The following is a 21,920-nucleotide window of genomic DNA, read 5'->3' as shown; positions in this document are numbered from 1 at the left end:
GGTGCCGCTTGCGGGGACTCAGACGTGGCGGTTTGCCCGCCCGCCGCGCGTCTTGGTGACGGCGACGGTGGCTGGAAAGAACGAGGGAGAGGGGCCGCTCGGTGACGAGTTTGACGTTCGGCACAACGATGACCGGCTCGGTTTGAACACCTGGGAACAGGCGGAGCAGCACCTGTTTGACGAGGCCGTGGAGGTGGCCTTGAGCAAGGCGAAGCTCAAGCCGCCAGACATCGACTTGTTGATTGGCGCGGACCTCAACGCGCAACTGGCGAGTTTCTACTTCGGGTTGCGTGCCTATCCGGTGCCGCTACTCGGGGTCTACAGCGCCTGTGCATCAATCTGCGAGGCAATCGCAATCGGCGCGTTGACCATAGACAGCGGTGTCGCAGAAAAGGTCCTCGTGGGGACGTCGAGCCACTTTGCGACCGCTGAACGGCAGTTTCGTTACCCGACGGAGTACGGGGCGCAAAAACCACCTACCGCCCAACGAACGGTGACCGGTGCAGGAGCCGCCATTCTCGCTGCCGGTGGCGGCAAGGTGGCCGTCACCGAGGCGACCATCGGCCAGGTCGTGGATATGCAGGTGAAAAGTCCGTGGGAAATGGGCGCAGCGATGGCGCCCGCGGCGTACAGCACCATAACCGCCCACTTGCAGGACACCGGCCGCAAGTGGGACGACTTCGATTGCATCGCCACCGGCGACCTTGGACACATTGGCCATAACATCCTGCGGGACCTGTTTGCGCGCGATGGTCATCACATGGGAGAGCGATTGGTTGACTGCGGTCTGCTGATCTACCGCAAGGACCAACCCGAGGTGCTCTCTGGCGGCAGCGGCGGGGCCTGTTGCACGCTGGTCACGTTTGCTCATTTGCTGCGGCAATTGGCATCCGGGGTTTTCCGGCGGATTTTGGTCTCGGCCACCGGCGCCTTGATGTCTTCCGTCACCGTTCAGCAGGGGGAAAGCGTACCTTCCGTGTCGCATGCCGTTGTCTTTGAAAGGATGGAGGATTGACCTATGCAAGCGGGCTGGGAGGGGTTTTTATACGCATTTCTGGTCGGCGGCGCCATCTGCGCCATCGGACAAATTCTCATGGACTCCCTGAAACTCAATCCCGGACAGGTGATGGTGATTCTCGTGGTCGCCGGCGCGGTGCTGGACGGCGTCGGTCTTTATGATCCGTTGATTCGCTTTGCCGGCGCGGGAGCCACCGTGCCTATCACCAGCTTTGGCAACTCGTTGGTGCACGGGGCGTTGGCGGAAATGAAGCTGCACGGCCTGATTGGCGTGATCACCGGCATTTTTGAAGTAACCAGCGCAGGCATCTCGGCTGCCATCATCTTCGCCTTTTTGGCCGCCGTGGTGGCCAAACCCAAAGGATAGTCCAGAAGCCTGTGCACGAACTGAAGCGTGTGCATAACCTAGCAGCGAGATGTCCGCGGTGTCCGTTCAAAATCCATCTTGGAGATGAGGAAATTGCTCAGCATGCTTTTGTTTCTCCCGCGGCTGTTCCGCTACTTCGGCATGTTCCAGATGTTTATGTCCGTCGTCCGCCCATGGTGGCCACGCATAGCCCGCCTGTGGCAACGGCAACAACCCAGAACCGCGTAGCGACAACCCGTCCGCTTGTGGTCTATACTGGATCCAACCCAAATGACCACAAAGGGGTGGGCCAGTGAACGGAATCGTGGAATTAGAACGTCGCGGTCAGGTGCATGACATCCAAGTCATCCGCCGCGGGCGTATCCGCTATCTCCGTTTCGGCCGCGGCGGCGGTTGGCAGGGCGCCTTGGACATCGCCCGCCCTTGGCGGCCTGTGTTTCCCTACCAACGGGCGTTTTACGCTTTGGCTGCCGCCGTGAAGGCGCCGCGGCGTTTCCTGGCGGTCGGCGTAGGCACCGGCACGGCTTTGCGGTCCGTCCGCCGTCTGTGGCCGGAGTGTCGGCAGGTGGGCGTTGAACTGGACGAGACGGTCGTCGATGTAGCGCTTGAGTATTTTGACAGTCCGCCGACCGACGAGACCCGCTACTACGTCGGCGATGGGGTTCGTTTTCTGGAGACGAGCTCGGAGGTCTATGACCTTATCTTTGTCGATGCCTACTTGCGGAACCGCATCTACAGCCCGTGTTTGCAACCTTCCTTTGCCCATCTTCTTCATGTTCATCTGTCTGAAGCCGGGGTGGTGGCTTTCAACATTATCATGAGTGTGCCGCCGGCCCGGGAGGCTGCCCGATTCCTGCGCGCCCTAACCGATTCCTTCGCGGAGGTGCTGGTGCTGCCTGTAGGCTTTCCAGGCATGGAGCAAAATTGCCTGGTGGTCGCTTCTCGTCGTGTTGGGCTGCGTGCTCTGTGGCGGGCCGAGATCCGGCGCCTGCCGCTCATGGGGTGGCACGAACGGCTCGCCTGGCCTTGGCGAATCCGGACCATGGCCGGTCTCTCTGTGTTATAATAGCCCCACCAGAGTGGCTCTAGAACCGCGCATACGGCCGCAAAAGGGGTTCGTTCCTTGCTTCAGAACCTGTTTAGTCCCAACTTCATTTTCTATGTCATCACCATTCCCGTCAGCCTTGTGTTTCATGAGTTTGCTCACGCGTGGACCGCAGACCGGCTCGGCGACCATACGGCCCGCCTGGCAGGCCGCCTGTCCTTGAATCCGTTGGTCCATCTCGATCCGCTCGGGCTAATCTTGATTCTCTTTGGTCCCATTGGCTGGGCCAAGCCGGTACCCGTGGATGTGTCTCGTCTGCGGCACCCGCGCCGCGACCTCATGTTTGTGGCCTTAGCCGGACCTGCGTCAAACTTGTTACTGGCTGTAGTGTGCTTCCTTGTGCTACGTGCCATGCCCGTGTCCGGATTTTCTGCCGGCGGCCTGCCGGCTTTTGCGTTGCAGCTGTTGACGTGGGGGGCCGTGGTGAACGTGACACTGTGCGTGTTCAATTTGATCCCGGTTCCTCCGCTGGACGGGTCCCGTGTCGTTTCAGCTTGGGTTCCGTATCGTCACCTCTCTTGGTACCATCGATATGAAACCTATGGCCCGTTTTTGCTTCTGTTGGTGGTGGTCATCCCGCCCCTGCGCAACACGATTCTGTCGCCCATCCTGAATGCATCCTGGCACTTGGTCGCCTCTTGGTTTGGGTTTTATACAGGGGGTTTTTGAGATGGCATACGAGATCGTGCTGGATACCTTCAGTGGTCCGCTCGATCTGCTCTTGCATCTCATTCAGAAGCATGAAATTGACATTCACGATATCCCCATCGCATTGGTGACGGAACAGTATATGCAGTACCTGCGGGCCATGGAAGAGCTGTCCTTGGAGATAGCGAGTGAATTCATCGTGATGGCGGCCACATTGTTGGCCATCAAGAGTCGCATGCTGCTGCCGCGCCCACCCCGGCAGCAGGAGGAACTCCCCGACTCCGAAGAAGACCCGCGCGATCAACTCGTACAGCAGCTGCTTGAATATCAACGCTGCAAGTGGGCGGCTGCACAGCTACAGGAGTTGGAGCGCCGGCAGAGCCTCATCTTTTCCCGCGAGCCCATGGACCTAAGGCCCTATGCGCCGGAGGCACCGCCCCTGCCGGCGATGAGTATGTGGGCACTCGTGGACGCTTACCGGGCGCTCATGCGACGGGTGCCGCCCCAACACCAATCGGCGCAAATTACCGGTACCGTCATCAGCGTCGAGGAGATGATGGATAGGGTCCTACAGCGGCTGCAGCGCTGGCAGCGATGCAGTTTCTATGACCTGTTCCCTGTGGACAGCAGCCGCGAGGAACTGGTTTCAGCCTTTCTCGCCGTGCTGGAGTTGGTTAAGGAACGGCGCGTGGCTTGTACGCAAGCGTCGCCCTTTGCTGATATTGAAATCGTACTGGTGGACAGTCGTGCGACCGCGTGAGCATGATGGGAGGTGCAAGGGGTGCTGCTCAATGTGACCGGCCCGCTAGAGGCTCTGCTGTTTGCCGCGGGCAGTGAGGGCTTGACGACCGAAGAGCTTGCCGATGTCCTGCAGTTGGGAGTGGAGGAGACGCGCCAGCTTTGCTTGCAGCTGCAAAAACAGTACGACGAGCGCGGCGCCGGGTTGGCATTGGTCGAATTTGCCGGGAGTTGGCAGTTGGTCACCCGCCCCGAGCACGCCATCTATTTGCGCCGCCTGGCCCACACTCCGGTGGCCACTCAGTTGAGCACGGCCGCGCTTGAGGTGCTGTCGATTGTGGCGTACCGTCAGCCGATTTCCCGTGCCGAGATAGAAGATGTCCGCGGGGTGAAGTCGGATCGAGCCATCGCAACCCTCGTCCATCGTCGGCTGATTGCCGAGGTGGGGAGGCAGAATGCGCCGGGACGGCCCATCCTGTACGGCACCACGGATACCTTTTTGCAAACCTTCGGTCTGCGCAGTTTGGAAGACCTCCCTCCGTTGCCCGAAATGAACGACGCGTCTTTAGACCTGGCCTTGTTCGAACAACGTGCCAGCGTTCCCAGGGATTGATGCATGGGCTGGGCGATTCTGGATAGGATAAGGGGCGTCTGGCGACTGTTGCGGAAGGACGCTCTGCGTTCAACTCGCCTGGTATCGGGGTGGAGGGTTTGTGGTTTCTATTCTTGACAGCCGTTGTATTCGTGGTGCTCGCGTTCGTCCTGGCGCTCCCTGTCACCCTCTATATATCCCTGGAACCTTCACACAATTCCTGGTTCAGCGTGGATGTGCGGCTGCGTGGTGTACTGGGGCTTGTCCGCATCCACAAAAAAATCCATGACATAGAGGTTCTTCTCGGACCTGGCGGCCCGTCCGTGGCGGCTCAACATGAGACCTTCGGCTGGTCGGGCCGGGAACCTGGCCACAGAATGGATCTCACCACCCATGAGGTCTTGGATCTGATACGTCATTGGCCGCAGTGGCTCGCCCGCTTGCAGGAGATAAAGGGCATCCTGAAAGAGGTGCTATCTAAGATTTGGATTACCGAGTTTGTCGTCACGGTCCGTTACGGGGTTAAGGACGCGGCGGTAACCGGTCTGCTGCACGGTCTGATTTGGTCGGGGCTGGGATTGGTCATGGTGATGCTGGTTCGCACCTTTTCCTTCCAAGCCGAGCCCGCGATTGTCGTGCAACCGGAATTTCACAGCCCAGGCTTTACACTGAAGGGCTCCTGCATAATGAAGCTCCGCTTCGGTTACGCTATCCTCGCGATGATGGGGCTACTCCGCGTCTGGCGAAGGAGGGGACACCATGGAACACCCAATTCAAGGGCTCATGCAGACGGCCATGAGCAGCATACGCGAAATGGTTGACGTCAACACGATAATTGGCGATCCGATTGAAGCCCCGGACGGTACCGTGATTTTGCCGGTGTCGAGGGTGGGGTTTGGCTTCGCAGCCGGCGGCAGCGAATTTGGCAGCGGCGGACGAGACGCCTCCGCAACCCAGGAGCACCCGTTCGGCGGAGGCTCGGGAGGCGGCGTGTCCATCACCCCCATCGGGTTTCTCATTGTCCACGGTGAACACGTACGACTGTTGTCAGCCGATCACGAGAATCAACTGTACGACCGACTGATTGACATGGCGCCCCAAGTAATGGAAAAGATCCAACACCTGTTCGATGGCGGTAAGGCGAAAGGCGAGGGGAGGCAGGACAACCGCAGCGAGTCGTCCGGGTTGTCCTAAACCGAGTGCGGCTGGCATACCCATAAACCAGTGAAGGTCTGGGGGTGTGCCAGCTATGATTGACCTCATCTGGCTCGGTCTGTTTCTCGCTGGGGTGACGACGGCTATGTTCACAGGTCACATGCAGCAAGTGACCGTTTCCATCCTGGGCGGGGCCGAGCACGGAGTGGAATTGAGTTTGGCGCTTATTGGGGTGATAGCGCTCTGGAACGGACTCATGGGCATCGCGGAAAAAGCCGGTTTGATTGACACCTTGGCCCGCGTCTTGCGCCCGGTCGCACGCTGGCTATACCCTTCCGTCCCTGAGAATCACCCGGCCATGGGCGCTATTTTAGCCAATATGAGCGCCAACCTGCTCGGCATCGGCAATGCGGCAACCCCGCTCGGGCTGCGCGCCATGCGCGAGCTGCAAACCCTCAACGCCGACAAAGAAACGGCCAGCGACGCGATGTGTACCCTATTGGCCGTCAATACTGCCAGCATTACGCTGATTCCCACGACGGTGATTGCCGTCCGCATGCAGTATGGATCGACCCATCCCACGTCCGTGGTCGGGACCACCATCATCGCCACGGCCCTCGGCACGGTCGCGGCGATTGTGTTGGATCGGGGATTTCGGGCCTGGGATAAACGGCGGAGGCGCGGTTGATGCAAGCCGCTATCGCCACGGTGTCCAATTGGCTCTTGCCGTTGTTGGTGGCAGGGATTCTGGTCGCCGGTTACATCAAGCGGGTTCCTCTGTATCATTCCTTTGTCGACGGGGCCAAGAGCGGCTTTGGGACCGCGATTCGTCTCTTGCCTCACCTGGTAGCTATGATGGTGGCGGTTGAGGTGTTCCGCACCTCGGGCGCAATGGACTTGCTTACACAGGGTCTGGCCCCAGTGATGAGCTTTTTGCACATTCCCATCGAAGTGTTGCCCATCGGTCTGTTGCGCCCCATCAGCAGCTCCGCGTCCTTGGCATTCATGACCCACATCTTTCAAGACCCGAAGGCGGGGCCTGATTCCTGGCTGGGACAGTTGGCATCCACCCTGCAGGCCAGTTCCGACACCACCCTCTACATTATCACCGTGTACTTTGGCAGTGTCGGCATCCGCAATTTCCGCTATGCGCTCAAGGTCGGATTGCTGGCCGATGTGGCGAGCGTGTTCGCCAGTGTCTTGGCCGTCACCTTGCTGCTAGGCCCGATGCCGTAGGCCGGGGCTTTCCCTGCTCAAAGTTTCATGCCATAATAGCGGTCAATGCATAGATAAAAACCTCATCCATGAAGGGAACAGCGATGGCGGAACGAATTCAAAAAATCCTGGCAGAGGCCGGTTTTGGGTCACGCCGCAAGTGCGAACAACTCATACAGGAAGGACGGGTGTCGGTTGACGGGCGGCCCGCTGTGTTGGGAGAACGTGCCGATCTGGAGCGGCAAACGGTGACGGTGGACGGGCAGGTGGTCGAGCCGCAGCCGAAGGTTTGCTGGATGCTGCATAAGCCGACCTCGTGTGTGACCACACTGTCGGATCCACAGGGACGACGTACGGTGATGGAATTCCTGCCCGAGCTGCCGGTGCGGGTTTATCCGGTCGGGCGCTTGGATTACGACACCAGTGGTCTGCTGGTTTTCACGAATGACGGTGAACTCGCCCATCGACTCATGCATCCACGATACGAGTTGGACAAGGTGTATCGGGTGACGGTGACGGGCATGCCGGAGGCATCTGACCTGCGCGCTTTGGCGCAAGGTATCGATTTAGAGGATGGCCGTACAGCCCCCGCCAAGGTGGAAGTGTTGCGCCACCACCCGCGCGAGTCGGTGTTGGAATTGACACTCCATGAGGGGCGGAACCGGCAGATCCGGCGGATGCTGGATGCCATCGGATTTCCAGTGAAACGGCTGAAGCGGGTGCGCTACGGACCGTTGCGACTCACCGGTTTGGGTCCGGGCCGCGCTCGCCCGCTGACCGCGGATGAACTGGCCATGCTGTACACAAGCGTGGATTTGGATCCGCCCCAGCCGCGGCAGAATCCGCCTCAGCTTCGGCACGTACACCGGCCAGGACGAGCCCGAGGGCGCTTTGCAAGGCGGTGAGTGTGCCCAAGCGGTGTATAATCCTTGCACTCATTGCAGAAAGTAGGTGCAGGGAGTGTGATCCGCCATGAAAAAAGCCATGTATGGCACGCTCGCCGCAGCCCTGTGCCTGTTTTCCGTCACGGCCTGTGGCAATCCACCCGCGAACAAAGCCAACACGGCGGGCAACCCAGCGGTGAGCCCGCGCAACGACACGACGGCTCCGATGCGTCGCCCGGGGACCCCGGGAACCAACGCCAACCTGGCTGTAGAGCAGGACATCGCGAATCATGTGGTGAAAGTGACGCACGTGCAGAACGCGAACGTCATGGTGGCCGGCCACACGGCTTACGTGGCGGTAAAAATCCGTCCGGGTGTGCATACGGGACTGGCCGAACGCACGAAGGACCGGATTATTGCGGCGGTCAAAGACCGTCACCCAGAGATTCGCACGGTCTACGTCTCAGCCAATCCGGATGTATATCAACAGTTCCAGAAATTTGCTCGCGATTTGCAGCAGGGACAGCCGGTCAGTGCCGTCTGGAATCAGTTCTCGGCCATGGTGCAACGTGTGTGGCCGAACGCCCGCTAGCGGGAATCCGCGCGGCCTGTGCGCGATTCCCGACGCCGCACGCGGTGTGAGAATCTGTCGGCATGAGACCGTACGCGGCTTGAGCGACGAGGCTTCCGTTGCCTTGTCGCTTTTTCCGTCTGTTCGGATGTTGCCCGGTGACAAGCGGATCGTCATAATGGAAGGCAGTAATGACGAGGAGGGTCCGGGGATGGATCAGGAGCCTGTGCGGATACTGGTGGTGGACGATGAGGAGCGGATCCGCCGCCTTGTCCGAATGTATCTGGAGCGCAGCGGTTTCGCGGTCGATGAGGCCGCCGACGGGAAGACGGCGCTGCAAGCGGCCTTGAGTCAACCCTACGCGCTCATCATCCTCGATCTCATGCTGCCCGAGATGGATGGCCGCGACGTGTGCACGCAGATTCGCCAACACCTGCAGACTCCGATTATCATGTTGACGGCGGCCGGCGATGAGATCAGTCGCATTCACGGTTTTGAATTGGGGGCGGACGATTATGTCGTCAAGCCGTTCAGCCCCCGGGAGCTGGTGATGCGGGTCAAGGCGCTGCTGAAGCGGGTTGGAGAGAACGACACCGCCCGCACGGAATTGCAGCAGGTTTTGACGTTTCCCCACCTGAACATTCACATTGAAGCCCGCCGGGTGGAGGTGGCTGGCAAGGAGGTCGCCTTGACCCCCAAGGAGTTTGACCTGCTGGTTTACATGGCGCAAAGACCGGAAAAAGTCTTCAGCCGGGAAGAGTTGCTGCGCGATGTGTGGAACTACCAGTTTTATGGCGATCAACGCACGGTAGACACGCATGTCAAACGGCTGCGAGAAAAACTTGGACACGCCTCGCCACAGGTCAGCGCTTACATCGTCACGGTCTGGGGTGTTGGATACAAATTTGAGGTTGGTGCCCGTTGATTCGCAACAGCATCGTCGTCAAACTGTGGTTGACCATCGTGGGCATGGTCGTCGTGGTGTTGGCGCTGTTGTCCATTCTGCTGCAGCAGTTCTTCGATAATTACGTCTATCGGCAACAGGCACGCCAGCTGTCCCGTCTCGCGCAAAGTGTCCAAGTCTCCATCAACAACACGAGAAATCGGACCGCTGCGCTGCAGATAGCTCGGCAGATGGCCTACGTCCAGCAGGCCGACATTCATGTGGCGCTCAGCTTTGACTTAACTTCCAACCGCAACCTCGCATCCGCCTATGACCATTTCACCGCGGACCAGCGCAAGGTGTTTCTGTCCGGGCAACCCGTGGTCATTGCCGGGGAGTCCGACGACGCCGACGTCGTGTCCGTCTATCTGCGCCTAAATTCCGCCTCGAATCCGGGGATGCTGGCCGTCTGGCAGAATATCAGCGCGCTCGACGAACCGATTGCCTTGATGCGCAATTTGATCATCTTCGCCATGGTGCTCGGGATCTTGCTGACGACTGGGTTGGCATTTGTCGTGTCGAAAAATTTGTCGCGGCCCTTGGTGCAGATGAACGAGGCGGCCGAACAGATGGTGCAAGGCCAGTTTCACGGGAAAATCGACGTGGCCACGAACGATGAGGTGGGCAGGCTGGGGCGAACGTTCAATGTCATGGCGGACGAGCTGGAACAGACGATTGCCGCCCTGTCGTTTGAAAAGGAGCAGTTGAGCAACATCCTTGCGTCGCTGCATGATGGGGTGGTGGCGGCCGATTTGGACGGCAACATCACGCTGGCCAATCCACCGGCGCGCCGTCGGCTGCAGTCGACCTCCTTGGCAGCCACAGGGGTGCCTGATTCGACACGGCTGCCGTCAGACCTGTATGGTCAAATGCAGGCAGTCGTGGAGGCGCGTCAACCGATAACCCGTGAATGGTCTTGGCAGGCCCGGGACATTCTGGCCACCATGACTCCATTGTATCAATCGGATGGGAAAACCCTGCGCGGGGTGGTCGCCGTCTTGCGGGATGTCAGCGAGGAACGGAGACTGGATCGTCTGCGCAAGGATTTTATTGCCAATGTGTCCCACGAACTGCGGACTCCGCTGAGCATGATGCAGGGGTACACGGAAGCTTTGTTGGATGAATTCGGTGACGATCCGGAACAGCGCCGCGAGCTGACCGGCATTATCCATGATGAAACCCTGCGCATGAAGCGTTTGGTCAACGACTTGTTGGACCTGGCGCAGTTGGAGTCGGGGCAATTTCAGATGACGTTTGCGACGGTGAATATCAGCGAGGTCGTCTTTCGCGTGGTCCGAAAGTTTCAAACGTTGGCCGCCGAACGGGACATTCGCCTGGATGCGCAGCTTCCGGACAGCGAGGTTTGCGTGCGTGGAGACGAAGACCGGTTGGAGCAAGTGTTCACCAACCTGGTGGACAACGCACTGCGCCATACTCAAGCGGGCGGACAAGTCAGCCTGGTGGTGCGCGAGAGCGGGGGCCATGCGCAAATTGACATTCGGGACACCGGCAGCGGCATCCCAGAGGAAGACATTCCATACATATGGGAACGGTTTTACAAGGCGGATAAGGCGCGCACGCGTGATCGATCGGGTACGGGCCTTGGTTTGGCCATCACTCGCCACATCGTCGATGCACATGATGGCGATATCATTGTCAACAGCAAGCTTGGGCAGGGCACCACGTTTACGGTGTCGATCCCGCTGGCGCACAGCGCATCGCGGGCGTAAGACATGGAGGGAGTTCATTGGCCTGGGTGTACTACATGAAAATATTCGATACCCGGTTCCAAGCGGATTGTCTCGCGGCACGCATTCGTGATGCCGAGGGCGTCCTGCAAAAGGCGCCGAAGTATGTAGCTGTGTTTCGCACTCCTAGCGGAAAATATGGAATCAAGATCCTATGGTAGGTGCAGGCGCCGTTGGCGCCTGCACGCTTTTGGTACGCCAGGCACGACAGCCATCCGCTGGCCATAGCTCGCAGTCGGGTCACCGGTCCGGGTCCGTCCGCCGACGTTCCACCAACAACTCGACAACGAGCGACAAGAACTCCGTGTCCTGCTTGGGCAGTGTGCTGAGGCGATGGGCCATCTCCAAGTAGGGGGTGGACTCCTCGTTGAGCACGAAGTTTTGCAGGTAGGATGGAAGTTCATCCGGCGAATTTTTCATCTTGGGCGGCCGCAATTCCCTTCGTTGGTCGCACAAAGCGGGCAAAGACACACCAAGCGCGTTTGCCAGTCGCATGGCGTAATCCAACGACGGAAACCGCTTCCCTCGTTCGATGGATGAGATATGCGGCGTGGAGATACCGGATCGCAGGGAGAGCTCTTGCTGTGACCACCGACGCGCCTGGCGCAACCGACGAACTCGACTACCAAATGACTCGTTCAATCTGGTTTTCCTCCTGATGCAATATTTTACTTACGCCTATTACACTATCGCTGAACTTTTGAATTGTAAATAGTTAACGTCGAATATTGTTATCTTTTTGTAGACACAAAAAGAAAAATGTTGGTTAGAGGGCGGCTGCTTCACATTCATGAACCCGTCGTCATGCGGGCACCCTCCCTACAGGGGGTTCTGAATGCAATACGAGGTGACGCTTGCGGATGTGTCATTCCGACTCGCTCGAATTCAAGCGGCCGTACGGCAAGCCGTCTTTCCGCTGGCCATCACAGGCGCTGGCATCAGTGTGGCAAGTGGCGTGCCCCTGCTGGCCGATTGCGTCGCGGGGGTGGCGTTGGCCGAATTTTTCCGGCCACACCTATTCACCTACCACCCGGGGAGGTTTTACGACGCCTATCGGCGAATCCTGCAGCACTGGCGCGCGGCCCAACCCAATGCCGCGCATCGCGCCTTGGCGGCAGCAAGGTTTCATGTCGTGACGCAAAATATCGACGGGTTGCATCGGGATGCCGGTACTGTCCATTTGCTTGAATTGCACGGGAATTTGCGCGAGTTGCGTTGCCCACGCTGCGCTCAGGTCTTTCAAAGTCAATTGGTATGGCGGGCTCGTGTTCCTCATTGCCCGGGCTGCGGGGCCGTTTTGCGGCCAGGTTTCAGCCTGGAGGGAGAGCCGGTTCGCCATTTCAGCAGAGCGGTCGATTGGATGGGGAGGGCGGACTTCGTTTTGGTAATTGGCACCCGGTTGGAGATGGAGCCTGTCCGGCGGTTGCCACAGATGGCGTCGCGCCGGGGATTGGACGTGATTGAAGTGAATCGCGATGCGGAAGCGTTGGTGCCGTTGATTCTGGGGAGAGACTAAGGAAGACAACCCCCTTGTCCGACTGGGAACCATCGGAGGGGGCTGCCCGCAAAGATGGATTCTATGGCCACTACCATCTGTGTTCCGGCCCGGACGTGACAAAGGCGATGGCGACGAAGGCTCCTCCCATGGCCAGGAACACGGTGGCCAGAGTGGCTGCGTGTTGTGAAAAGAACAACGCCAGAACGGCGAAAAAGGCGCACATTATGGCGATGCCTAAATAATACTTGAACACCCGTGCCTCCCCCTTTGACCGTATGGGAAAATGATCAAAGTTATCATAGCATTCAGCACCTTGTTTTGGCAACCATATGAACAGGTCGGGCTCTACCACTCTGGGTTTGGCTCCCGCCTCCAAGTGCGCTATGATACAGTTGCAATGCATTTCGGCGGGCAAGGGGGCGCCATGTGTGCTGAAACACGGGTTTGTCAGCGACGCCAGCCGCAAGGCGAAAGCGACTCGGCATGTGTATGAATATTTGAAGCGGAAGGTGGCGCCGGAATACTGGATAGCCTCCGTGCAATGGGAGAATATCGAAGGAACGGATGGCATTCCGGTTCCCCAGAAGGACCGTTTCCGCGTTCTGAATGTACGGCTGCACGATGAACATTTGAGCCCGTATTTCAAGACAGATATGAATCTTTTTCAAATGTTGATGCTAGACGACTCGGTTTCCATTCAGTTGTTTCGTGCCCGCAAAGGGTGGCTGTATATATTTGACGGGATTCCTGCCGGTCCCAAGCCTTTCGGCAAGGATGGTCACGACACCCGTTGAACCGACCACCGGTCCATCTGCCGGATGCGGCGTAGGGACCATTCCAGCAGGACCACAAGGTATGCGGCGAGGAACAGGTCTGGCAATACGCCGCCGGCCAGGGCAAAGGTGTCGTACACGCCATGGGCGAACGCGGGGACAATGTAGGCCCATCCGCGGCTTCGCGTGCCCCAAACCGATTCTGCGAAAGCAGCGCCCATCAAGATCCCGAACATCATGTGTGCGGGTACGGCCGTGACAGAACGGAGAATGACGGTGAAGAAGCCGGAGCTGGTCACGTAGAGGATTGTCTCCACAGCTGCGAATCCCAGCGCTGTCGCTCCACTGTACACCACGCAATCGATTGGGCTTCGCACTAAGCCATTCTCAATCGCCCCACGGTCAACGATGCTGGCCTTCAAGAACTCCTCCACCATGCCCGCGATGAAGAAGGCCGTGATCAACAAAGCCGGCCATCCTCCCAGACGTGCCTCGCTCCAGGAGGACAGCAACAGCCGCTCAATGAGCCCTGCCGGCAGGACAATCGCGGCGCCGCGGAGAAACAGGCGGTACACAGCGCGCTTGGGCTCTGGATGCAGCCTATCCCGGGTGTACAACCAGATGATGAACAAAGTGACCGGTATCATGGCCAGGGCGGCGTACAGCATGGATGACTCCCTCCTGTTCTCCTCTAAGCTGCCCACATGACGCCACGGTCATGAACAGGAATGACGGAGGAAACAGGGGGAGCGTGCTGCATCTGGTTCTGGCCATTCATCCGTGGTAGAGTGATGCAAGGCTAGAATTACGAGGTGGTTGCGTGTTCGAGATAGGCGGGTACTTGCGCGAGTTGACGCACCAGGCGACACAACCTATCTATTACCGTCTGCACACTGACGACGACTCGCTGGTAGTGAACGCGGCGCTCGGGCGGTCGATTCGGATTCGCTTTCTGGGAGACAAGGCTTGCATCCATTGCGGTCGCAAGGTGAAAAAGTTATATCAAAACGGGTACTGTTTTCCGTGTGTCCGCACTCTGGCAGAATGCGACCTGTGTGTCGTGAAGCCGCAAGAGTGCCATTATCATCAGGGCACGTGCCGGGATGCGGCGTGGGGGGATGCGCATTGCATGATCCCTCACTACGTGTATCTGGCTGTCAGCAGCGATCCGAAGGTGGGACTGACGCGCAAGGGCCGCGAATTGACCCGGTGGGTGGACCAAGGGGCCGTGGCGGCTGTGCTTTTTGCCGAAGTGCCCACAAGGCGGCAGGCAGGCGAGCTGGAAATGGAACTGGCCCAGCACATTGCGGACAAGACCAACTGGCGAAAAATGCTGGCCGACGAGGTAGAACAAACGGATCTGTTAGCGCTTCGGAAACAATTGATAGACAAGTTGCCAAGTCATTGGCGGTCTTACGTTCTCGATTCCGTCACAGTCCACCGCTTTTCCTATCCACGTGCCGAAGGTCAGCTTGCGCTTCAATCTCTCTCTCTTGACCGGACGCAGACTGTCGAAGGACGGCTGATAGGGGTCAAAGGGCAGTATCTGTTGCTTTCCAACGGAGTCTTTCATGTCAAAAAACATGTCGGATACAGGGTTCAGATTTCCGTATCGTAGAGCCGTATGGCTTCTTCCGCGGACGCTCGCACTCGCGCAAGGAGGCTGGGGACATCGTCAGCGGTGACGATGTCCCCATTGACAAATACATACGCCTGCAGGGCGCACAACTCGCATTCGCTCAGACACGAGGTTTCCAGCACCGAGACCGCCGGGTATTCCGTCTCCAGTGCAAACAGGTCCGGGACGCATGCTGGGTTGGCATCGCAAACTTCAATGAGGACGAATCCTCCCATATTCACTGTTCACCTCCGACACACGCGTCTAGTGTAACACGGATGGCACCATAAACCCCACTGTCAGCCAGGGCATTGGCTGGGGCGTCGGCGGGCAATCTAGGGTCGGAAAAGGAGGCAAATCACATGTCCTGGATTTACGAAGCCCGTCTTTACGACTCGAAAGCCGTCGCTTCGTATGTAGCCATGTGCGTCCGTGATCACCGTTTGCTGCAGGGTCTGGAACCGGCCAAAGTGCAGGTGTTTCGTACCCGAAAAGGGAATTACGGGATTCGCTACCGTCCGCAGGCCTGCCCATAGCCTACTGCGCTTGTCAGACGATGGTGTTTTTTCTTAACGATCCGCAACAACTTGCGATACAATGTTAATAGAACAACGTGTATCCTCAGGGCGGCGGGATTCGCGCGATTGCTGAATCTGCAACACACGCAGTTTGGGAAGGGGATTAGGCATGGAGCCGAAGGTCAACCTCAAATGGTGCAGAAAAAACCTGGAGCGGTTCAGTCAACCTGTATTTGACGTGCTCCGCGAGGAACACCCTGAATTGAACATGTCCTGCGACGATTGTCTGAATGCCTGTGGTTTGTGCATTGACGTCCCGTTTGCGATGCGCAATACGGGAGTGGTGGCTGCCCGCGATGCACGCGGACTTTACCATAAACTCAAACGCGGCACCACCGTCTTGACCACACCGCCATTACCGGGGACGTACCGGGCGGTCATGGCGGCATCCCGTCCCGAAGACCAGGCATAGGCGTGCGTGGATTACCTTCGTGTCACCTCACTGATTGCCAACGAGGGGAATAAGATCAATCAACATTTGGTCCCAACCCTCGGCATCAGAGGTGAATCCGATGTCTGAACGAAGCAAACGCACGGTGAAGAAAAAAAGGGGGACGACCGTTGGTCTTCCCAATTTTGTGCCGATTGTCGAGCGCTACAAACAGGCGGTTGTGGGCATAGAAGTCGTGCATGAACCGGCCCAAACCCGTTTGTTTCCCATAGGTCCCTTGTGGCATGACGGGTCACCGAGCTACCGCAGCGTCAATATTGGAACTGGATTCATTTTTGATCCCCAGGGTCACATTCTCACCAACGAGCACGTGATTCACAGTGCCAGCCAGGTATTGCTGCGTTTTTACGGACGCAAGCGTCCTGTCCGTGCCACGATTGTCGGTACGGATTACGTTCACGATATTGCCATCTTGAAAACCCATTTGGCTGCACCAAAACTGATTCTCCGCATCGCCAAGCCCGAGGACATTTGCGTCGGCGAGTGGGTGGTGGCGATAGGTTCGCCGCTCGGTCTTGATCATTCCGTCACGGCTGGAATCATCAGTTCTAAAGACCGTCCGCTCAAGATTGGCGACCGGGAATATCCGAAACTAATTCAAACCGACGCGGCAATTAATCGAGGCAACAGCGGTGGGCCCCTGATCAACATGCGGGGCCAGGTCATTGGCATGAATACAGCGGTCAGTCAGAGTTCCCAAGGCATTGGCTTTGCCATTTCCGCGGAGGTTCTGCGGGAATCCATTGCCAAAATTTTATGAACAGCCGCCTTATGGAGACAGGTTGCCTGGTACATAATCCCTCTATCCTGCGCGTAAGCATCAGAAGAAATGGGGTGACTCCGGAGGAGGGATTCTTGTGTCGATACGGGCTGCACTGGCCGCCGGGTCCTCATTGGCTGTGGCGGTCACGTCTTTCACGGCTGCGCTGGACACCCGTCCAGGTCTGCAGCGGGAAGCGCTTGCCGCTCCAAGCAAGACCAACTTTCGCAACCCAACGCTTGCCAGCAAGATGAAAATTCCTGTGGAATACCTGCGTGAACGGATGCGCTTGCGTGAGATTCATTTTTCGACCTCCAAGCAGCGGTTTGCTTCCTCCTGGCAAGCGCAGCGAACCGTTAATCTGCAGGTGCTGGGTGCGGGCCATCCCGACTGCATGCGGAGCCTGGCGAACATTCGACGTACCAGCGTCACGTCCCGCGTGTCTCCCCCACGCCAGTCGGTCCCGGTCCTGGCCAGTCGCGGGAGCATCCCACCTATCCAGCGGCGACCCCAGGTTGCCCAACCAAGTCAATATCAATCCGCGCCCGCCACGGTACCATCATCCATCCGTAGCTCCACAGGGACGGCCATCGCCCGTGTGGCGCTCTCCCTGGTCGGCAGTCCGTACGTGTACGGCGGGGAGGACCCGGCCGGCTTCGACTGCTCGGGCCTGGCCGAATACGTGTATGCCAAGTGCGGCATCGTCATCCCCCGCACCTCTTTTCAGCAATACGCGTGTGGGGAACCGGTTGCATGGTCCCAGTTGCAACCTGGCGACCTCGTGTTCTTCGCCACCACCGGGAGCGGACCCACGCACGTCGCCATCTATGTGGGCAATGGACTGATAGTTCAGGCGCTCAATCCTCGCACCGGCGTCATCGTCAGCCATATCAACGCTCCCTATTACGTCCAACGTTATCTAGGAGCGCGCCGTCCATGGCATGGCTAGAGGGAGATTTGACTTCACGCGAGCGGCGTGCCAACATACCCAATAGGTTTTGTATGTTGGGGAGGTAGAAACAAAATGGCCTTCGATCACAATGGTATACCGCAATATTCGCCGCAAGAAGTGAGGACCATCTTGTCACAGCGGACGGTTCAGGTCATTGATGTGCGCACCCCAGAAGAGTATGAATCGGGCCATATCCCGGGTGTGCCCCTGCATCCCATGCAGGAGGTTACCGATTGGATGGAGCAACTGGATCCGGCGGACGAATACATTTTTGTTTGCCGCAGCGGCAACCGTTCGCAACGCGTGGCCGAGTTTCTAAAAGCGAACGGCTTCTCGCGGGTGGGGAACCTGGCCGGTGGAATGCTCCAATGGGATGGAGAGGTCATTTCCGGTTCAGACCTGTGATGGATTGGACAAAGCGAGCCAGAAAGAACAGTTGTCGTGGGTTGTTTTCATACAACCAGCGTAAGATTTGTGGCGTGCTGCCGGCATGCACCCAGCCGTGGCGCGCCGTATCTTCTGTCACATCCTCCAGTCGGTAATCGGTTCCCTGGTGAGAGACGCCAAGTTCCAAATCGCCCCATGCGTAACGGTGCAGTGTCGCACGAAGGCGGTTGTGGTCGGCGCTGGTCGAATACACTTGAAAATGTCGGTTTTCGAACACGATGACGACACCCGCGGGCTGAAACACAAAATCCCCAGGTTCCTCTATGGATAGAACGTACACCTTGTCAATCCGGGTTTCCATGAACGTCATCCCCCTGTCCACTTCACCTTACCAGTCCGTGTTCGTACGGGCAAGCCGTCACTGTGTTTGAGCTTGCCTTCCGCGCCCAGTCAGGAACGACGGGTCCTCCATATTCATAAAGCGGGGCGATGGGAGGTAGGCAAAACGTGGATTATCAGGACGTATTAGCCGTGCTGGGGGCTGGCAGTGCGCACCCGGGAGGTTTCCGGACCACCTTGGAATGGTTGGAGCATGTTCCCATACAGGCTTCGACGCGTATCTTGGAGGTTGGTTGCGGGACCGGGCGAACATCAGTATATGTACAACAGAAATACGGCTGTACTGTGGTCGGGGTTGATGTCCGCCGGGAAATGGTGGCCAAGGCACAACGGCGCGCTGGGCAGGTCGGGGCGAAGGTGAAGTTCGTGCAAGCGTCGGCCGAACGCCTGCCGTTTCCAGCAGACAGCTTTGATTTGGTCTACATGGAGTCCGTGAATGTGTTTGTCGACCATCTTCAGCAAGCGCTGGCGGAGTACCACCGCGTGCTCGTTCCAGGTGGTCGCTTGCTGGATGTCGAGATGATGATCATGGGGCCCGTGGCGCCGGCCTGGCGTGAGTCTGCAAAGCGCGTTTACGGGGCTCGGCGAGTCCCGGACTTGGCCGGTTGGCGACATATGTTTCAAGACAGTGGATTCTCCAACGTGCGGGCGCTGTGGTCCCGGCCTGTGCGACCCGAGGACGCGCTGGTAGGCGAACCGATGGACGAGAGTGGCGCCCTTATTGATCCGGGAGCCTATCAAAGACCTGAGGTGGTACGCGTCCTCGCGGAGAATGCTCAGTGGATGGAAGCCAACCACCGTTGGCTGGCCTACGTTGTCTTGGTGGGTGAGAAATCCAAAGGGAGCATGGAGACCAGCGGTTGATTTGGCCATGGAAGCGAGGGTGCGGAAGCGTTCCATATTGTTCCAGGATACACTGGTCACCGACCGGGTATGGTAGCAAAAAAGCTAGCAGAGGAGGTCGCTTATGGACCAGGAGCAACAGGAGAGATTTTCGACAATGCGGGCGTTGTGGTCAGCTGCCAGCGAAGCGCTGACAAAGATGGAGCACGCTTTGCACACAGGGCTTCAATCCGTGGACCATGATTCATCTCAGCAGGCGGCGGATCTGCAACGCATCCAGGAGCAGGCAGGCAAGGCAGTTGACGCGTTGCGTCAAGTCTCCGAACTGGCGCGGCACGCTCGTTCCTATCAGGCGCAGATTCATCAGCGGCACAGTGGACGTGTCCCCCACTAGCGTGCTCTTCTGCCGTAGGCTGGTGCCGTATAGCCGCGGAATCGGTCAAGGCGCTCATCACAATGGCAGCTGGAGTGGTCGAAATCCTAAATAATCGGAGCTGACCAGTAGGTACTCAACCCCGTCTTTCTCGCCCTCGAAACGGTACCGGTGAGCCGCTTGATGAAGATGACCGTATACGCACAGGCGCACGCCAAACTCAGATAGCAGCGCCGTGAAGAGCGTGTCCTCTCCGAGGTGACTCAGCGGCGGATAATGCAGCATGCAGACAATCGGGAGGTTGAACTTAGCGGCCGCGCGCAAGGACAAGCGCAGGCGTTCTTGTTCCCGGCGGTACAGCGGATCGTCGCGTTGGGCGTCAAACTGGGGGTGCGATGGCAGCAACCAGCCCCTTGTGCCACATACCGCATAACCACCGATTGAGAGCGCGTCGTTTTGAATGGCAAACATCCCTGCATCCAGGTGCTTACGTACGCGCCCGATTCCGTTCCACCAGTAATCGTGATTGCCTCGAATCATCAATTTCTTGCCGGGGAGGCGGGCTATCCACTGGAGGTCCGGCACAGCTTCGGCGAGCGTCAGCGCCCAGGAGATGTCACCAGGCAGGAGAACGATGTCGTCTGGCGACACCGCATCGGTCCAAGCATCGTGGATGCGTTGTTGGTGATCTTTCCACAGATCCCCGAATACATCCATGGGCTTGTTTACAGCATTTGATAAATGGAGATCCGCCAGAGCAAAAAAATTCATGCCAGTCCAATCCCTTCTCCGCTCATCATAGCAATCTGTCATTTGCAGACGCAAACCTCATGATCCCATACTTCATCTCATCTTCACAAAGCAATCGGCAAAATCACCGGACGGTATGGCCCAGTCGGCTCCATACATGGCATGGTTAAGACACAGACTCGGGAGGGTGTCCGATTGGGATGATGTGGACAGACGAACAAGCGCGGGTTGTGACGGGAGCCTGTGCGAACCGCGTGATCTTCGCCGCGCCGGGTAGCGGGAAGACGGCCGTGCTCACGGCTCACGTTCACCAACTTTTGGCTACTGGCCTCATGCGGGGACGGGAAATCGCCGTGCTCACCTTTACCCGTCAGGCGGCTTCTGAATTGAAACATCGATTGCGGGCGGACAATGGTCTTCCTGAGGAAGAGGTTGAGGCACTGCGGGTGGGCACCTTTCATTCCCAGGTATTTCGCGCCTTGCTGGAATCCCGGGTTCGGGTGCCGGTTCCATTGCACGCATCGGAACAGATGGAGATGATGCGGACCGCGATGGAGATGTCCGGGAAGAATCCATCGCCGGTGAACGTGCGCAAGGTGATGGGTGAGTTGACGAAACAAAAATCCGTCTGGCCGCAGTCCAAGGTGCCACGTTCGCTGCGGCGCACATTCGCAGCATACGAACGGTTGAAGCGCCAGCAGAATCGCTGCGACCTGGACGATTTGCTGTTGGCTATGTGCGACTTGGTGGAGGATGAGGCACGATGGAAGCGCGTATCCTGGCTGCATTCTCTCCGTTACATTCTCGTCGATGAGTTTCAGGATACCAATGCGGTGCAGTGGTATATTCTCCAGCGACTCTGTCGGCTTAGCGGAGCCAGTTTATGTGTGGTGGGTGACGATGACCAAGCGATCTATGGGTTTCGGGGCGCCAGCCCTCGTTGGCTGTTGGGATTTTCAAAAGCCATGCCCGAAGCGGAAGAGGTGATACTGTCGCGCAATTTTCGCTCCTGTTCCCGCATCGTTGCGTACAGCCGCCGATTGATTGAACACAACCGTGCGCGCGTTGGCAAGCCGATTGTCGCCGTCCGCGAACAGGCCGGTCTTTGCCGGGCGCTGCCATGGGCCACCGAGGCGGATGAAGCCGAGGGGGTCGCACGGCTTGTGCGTGCGGAGACGACCTCGTCTGTGGCCATCCTCGCCCGCACACGGCGTCAATTGATGTTTGTGTATCAAGCCCTTCCCATCAGCATCCGACGCGGGATTGGTTTTCACACGCTCCATGAGGCGAAGGGACGGGAATGGGATGTCGTGCATATCATTGGAGCGGTGGGTGACAACCCGTACCTTTCCTGGCAGGTCTGGGACAGAAATCATCCGGCCGACACGGCGCAAAGCGAAGAGGAGCGGCGTCTTTTCTATGTTGGCATGACTCGCGCGCGCTTGCGGCTGTTTATTCATGTGCCGAACCAGTGCCGGGGGAGGCATTGCCTGCCGATTGAGTATGTCGAAGAATGTGGACTATCCCTTTCGTAAGCCCTGTGATATACTATGTG

At 58.2% G+C, this 21,920-nt stretch carries 31 protein-coding genes; 25 read left to right on the top strand and 6 right to left on the bottom strand.

Annotated features, from left to right (window positions below; genetic code table 11):
• Position 1: 1 nt before the first annotated feature.
• The 14 genes from spoVAD to AK2_RS09540 all read left to right on the top strand — a co-directional run bounded on the left by spoVAD (position 2) and on the right by AK2_RS09540 (position 10,965).
• Entirely contained in the window at positions 2-1,015 is a 1,014-nt protein-coding gene (gene spoVAD / locus AK2_RS09605) for a stage V sporulation protein AD (RefSeq protein ID WP_067933702.1), read from the top strand.
• Between the two features lie 3 nt (positions 1,016-1,018).
• Positions 1,019-1,384 (top strand): stage V sporulation protein AE, encoded by a 366-nt coding sequence (gene spoVAE, locus AK2_RS09600; protein WP_067933700.1) that lies wholly within the window; start codon positions 1,019-1,021, stop codon positions 1,382-1,384.
• A gap of 292 nt (positions 1,385-1,676) precedes the next feature.
• The gene (locus AK2_RS09595) at positions 1,677-2,450 is read left to right on the top strand and encodes a spermidine synthase (RefSeq protein WP_067933698.1); all 774 of its coding nucleotides are present in this window, start codon (positions 1,677-1,679) and stop codon (positions 2,448-2,450) included.
• A 57-nt stretch (positions 2,451-2,507) separates the two neighbouring features.
• Positions 2,508-3,158 (top strand): site-2 protease family protein, encoded by a 651-nt coding sequence (locus tag AK2_RS09590; RefSeq protein ID WP_067933696.1) that lies wholly within the window; start codon positions 2,508-2,510, stop codon positions 3,156-3,158.
• 1 nt (position 3,159) lies between these two features.
• Positions 3,160-3,897: a segregation and condensation protein A gene (locus AK2_RS09585; protein WP_067933694.1), complete on the top strand. Its 738-nt coding sequence runs from the start codon at positions 3,160-3,162 to the stop codon at positions 3,895-3,897.
• Between the two features lie 21 nt (positions 3,898-3,918).
• Positions 3,919-4,488, top strand: coding sequence for an SMC-Scp complex subunit ScpB (gene scpB / locus AK2_RS09580; protein WP_245632849.1), 570 nt, complete (start codon positions 3,919-3,921; stop codon positions 4,486-4,488).
• A 98-nt stretch (positions 4,489-4,586) separates the two neighbouring features.
• Positions 4,587-5,288: a DUF2953 domain-containing protein gene (locus AK2_RS09575; protein ID WP_067933693.1), complete on the top strand. Its 702-nt coding sequence runs from the start codon at positions 4,587-4,589 to the stop codon at positions 5,286-5,288.
• On the top strand, positions 5,227-5,661 hold the full coding sequence (gene ytfJ / locus AK2_RS09570) for a GerW family sporulation protein (protein ID WP_067933691.1): 435 nt from the start codon (positions 5,227-5,229) through the stop codon (positions 5,659-5,661). Before AK2_RS09575 ends, ytfJ begins: the two co-directional genes overlap by 62 nt.
• 55 nt (positions 5,662-5,716) lie before the next feature.
• A complete protein-coding gene (locus AK2_RS09565) occupies positions 5,717-6,310 on the top strand; it encodes a nucleoside recognition domain-containing protein (RefSeq protein ID WP_067933689.1) in 594 nt (197 codons plus the stop codon).
• The gene (locus AK2_RS09560) at positions 6,310-6,858 is read left to right on the top strand and encodes a spore maturation protein (RefSeq protein WP_067933687.1); all 549 of its coding nucleotides are present in this window, start codon (positions 6,310-6,312) and stop codon (positions 6,856-6,858) included. Before AK2_RS09565 ends, AK2_RS09560 begins: the two co-directional genes overlap by 1 nt.
• An 83-nt stretch (positions 6,859-6,941) precedes the next feature.
• On the top strand, positions 6,942-7,742 hold the full coding sequence (locus AK2_RS09555; protein WP_083521046.1) for a pseudouridine synthase: 801 nt from the start codon (positions 6,942-6,944) through the stop codon (positions 7,740-7,742).
• 67 nt (positions 7,743-7,809) lie between these two features.
• Positions 7,810-8,313, top strand: a complete 504-nt coding sequence (locus AK2_RS09550) for a YhcN/YlaJ family sporulation lipoprotein (RefSeq protein WP_067933685.1) — start codon at positions 7,810-7,812, stop codon at positions 8,311-8,313.
• Positions 8,314-8,503: 190 nt separating this feature from the next.
• Complete coding sequence (locus tag AK2_RS09545) at positions 8,504-9,217, top strand: response regulator transcription factor (RefSeq protein ID WP_067933683.1); 714 nt, start codon at positions 8,504-8,506, stop codon at positions 9,215-9,217.
• Positions 9,214-10,965, top strand: coding sequence for a HAMP domain-containing sensor histidine kinase (locus AK2_RS09540; RefSeq protein WP_067933681.1), 1,752 nt, complete (start codon positions 9,214-9,216; stop codon positions 10,963-10,965). Before AK2_RS09545 ends, AK2_RS09540 begins: the two co-directional genes overlap by 4 nt.
• A 258-nt stretch (positions 10,966-11,223) precedes the next feature.
• Here the strand turns inward: AK2_RS09540 and AK2_RS09535 are convergent, their stop codons facing one another.
• Positions 11,224-11,625: a helix-turn-helix domain-containing protein gene (locus tag AK2_RS09535; RefSeq protein ID WP_067933680.1), complete on the bottom strand. Its 402-nt coding sequence runs from the start codon at positions 11,623-11,625 to the stop codon at positions 11,224-11,226.
• 193 nt (positions 11,626-11,818) lie between these two features.
• Between AK2_RS09535 and AK2_RS09530 the strand changes: the two genes are divergently transcribed.
• A complete protein-coding gene (locus AK2_RS09530; protein WP_083521045.1) occupies positions 11,819-12,499 on the top strand; it encodes an SIR2 family NAD-dependent protein deacylase in 681 nt (226 codons plus the stop codon).
• A 70-nt stretch (positions 12,500-12,569) separates the two neighbouring features.
• Here AK2_RS09530 and AK2_RS17145 read toward each other — a convergent pair whose 3' ends face one another.
• Positions 12,570-12,734 carry a hypothetical protein gene (locus AK2_RS17145; RefSeq protein WP_169794767.1) on the bottom strand — a complete coding sequence of 55 codons (165 nt, stop codon included), beginning with the start codon at positions 12,732-12,734 and terminating at the stop codon, positions 12,570-12,572.
• Positions 12,735-12,909: 175 nt separating this feature from the next.
• On the opposite strand from AK2_RS17145, the gene AK2_RS09525 reads away from it, so the two are divergent.
• Positions 12,910-13,275: a hypothetical protein gene (locus AK2_RS09525; RefSeq protein ID WP_067933678.1), complete on the top strand. Its 366-nt coding sequence runs from the start codon at positions 12,910-12,912 to the stop codon at positions 13,273-13,275.
• Here the strand turns inward: AK2_RS09525 and AK2_RS09520 are convergent.
• Positions 13,260-13,922, bottom strand: coding sequence for a PrsW family intramembrane metalloprotease (locus tag AK2_RS09520; protein WP_245632848.1), 663 nt, complete (start codon positions 13,920-13,922; stop codon positions 13,260-13,262). The genes AK2_RS09525 and AK2_RS09520 overlap by 16 nt on opposite strands.
• Positions 13,923-14,074: 152 nt before the next feature.
• On the opposite strand from AK2_RS09520, the gene AK2_RS09515 reads away from it, so the two are divergent.
• Positions 14,075-14,872: a DUF2797 domain-containing protein gene (locus AK2_RS09515; protein ID WP_067933676.1), complete on the top strand. Its 798-nt coding sequence runs from the start codon at positions 14,075-14,077 to the stop codon at positions 14,870-14,872.
• On the opposite strand, the gene AK2_RS09510 is transcribed toward AK2_RS09515, so the two are convergent.
• Positions 14,854-15,108 (bottom strand): YuzB family protein, encoded by a 255-nt coding sequence (locus AK2_RS09510; RefSeq protein WP_067933674.1) that lies wholly within the window; start codon positions 15,106-15,108, stop codon positions 14,854-14,856. The genes AK2_RS09515 and AK2_RS09510 overlap by 19 nt on opposite strands.
• A 126-nt stretch (positions 15,109-15,234) precedes the next feature.
• Between AK2_RS09510 and AK2_RS17140 the strand changes: the two genes are divergently transcribed.
• From AK2_RS17140 to AK2_RS09490, 5 genes are all read left to right on the top strand, one after another.
• Complete coding sequence (locus tag AK2_RS17140; RefSeq protein ID WP_169794766.1) at positions 15,235-15,408, top strand: hypothetical protein; 174 nt, start codon at positions 15,235-15,237, stop codon at positions 15,406-15,408.
• A gap of 151 nt (positions 15,409-15,559) precedes the next feature.
• Positions 15,560-15,862: a DUF1450 domain-containing protein gene (locus AK2_RS09505; protein ID WP_067933673.1), complete on the top strand. Its 303-nt coding sequence runs from the start codon at positions 15,560-15,562 to the stop codon at positions 15,860-15,862.
• Between the two features lie 100 nt (positions 15,863-15,962).
• Complete coding sequence (locus AK2_RS09500) at positions 15,963-16,661, top strand: S1C family serine protease (protein ID WP_067933672.1); 699 nt, start codon at positions 15,963-15,965, stop codon at positions 16,659-16,661.
• 97 nt (positions 16,662-16,758) lie between these two features.
• Complete coding sequence (locus AK2_RS09495; protein ID WP_067933669.1) at positions 16,759-17,610, top strand: C40 family peptidase; 852 nt, start codon at positions 16,759-16,761, stop codon at positions 17,608-17,610.
• 75 nt (positions 17,611-17,685) lie between these two features.
• Positions 17,686-18,018: a rhodanese-like domain-containing protein gene (locus tag AK2_RS09490; protein WP_067933668.1), complete on the top strand. Its 333-nt coding sequence runs from the start codon at positions 17,686-17,688 to the stop codon at positions 18,016-18,018.
• Here AK2_RS09490 and AK2_RS09485 read toward each other — a convergent pair.
• Complete coding sequence (locus AK2_RS09485) at positions 17,996-18,361, bottom strand: hypothetical protein (RefSeq protein WP_067933665.1); 366 nt, start codon at positions 18,359-18,361, stop codon at positions 17,996-17,998. The genes AK2_RS09490 and AK2_RS09485 overlap by 23 nt on opposite strands.
• A gap of 146 nt (positions 18,362-18,507) precedes the next feature.
• On the opposite strand from AK2_RS09485, the gene AK2_RS09480 reads away from it, so the two are divergent.
• On the top strand, positions 18,508-19,263 hold the full coding sequence (locus tag AK2_RS09480) for a class I SAM-dependent methyltransferase (RefSeq protein WP_067933663.1): 756 nt from the start codon (positions 18,508-18,510) through the stop codon (positions 19,261-19,263).
• 103 nt (positions 19,264-19,366) lie between these two features.
• On the top strand, positions 19,367-19,636 hold the full coding sequence (locus AK2_RS09475) for a hypothetical protein (protein ID WP_067933661.1): 270 nt from the start codon (positions 19,367-19,369) through the stop codon (positions 19,634-19,636).
• Positions 19,637-19,693: 57 nt separating this feature from the next.
• Here the strand turns inward: AK2_RS09475 and AK2_RS09470 are convergent, their stop codons facing one another.
• Positions 19,694-20,386 carry a metallophosphoesterase gene (locus AK2_RS09470; RefSeq protein WP_067933659.1) on the bottom strand — a complete coding sequence of 231 codons (693 nt, stop codon included), beginning with the start codon at positions 20,384-20,386 and terminating at the stop codon, positions 19,694-19,696.
• A gap of 179 nt (positions 20,387-20,565) precedes the next feature.
• Here AK2_RS09470 and AK2_RS09465 point away from each other — a divergent pair, with 179 nt between their 5' ends.
• Entirely contained in the window at positions 20,566-21,900 is a 1,335-nt protein-coding gene (locus AK2_RS09465; protein WP_067933657.1) for a UvrD-helicase domain-containing protein, read from the top strand.
• Positions 21,901-21,920: the final 20 nt, after the last annotated feature.

The organism is Alicyclobacillus kakegawensis NBRC 103104 (genome assembly GCF_001552655.1).
GTDB classification, from domain to species: Bacteria; Bacillota; Bacilli; order Alicyclobacillales; family Alicyclobacillaceae; genus Alicyclobacillus_G; species Alicyclobacillus_G kakegawensis.
Note: the sequence above shows the minus strand (reverse complement) of the source record. Positions and strands in the feature narration are given on the sequence as shown.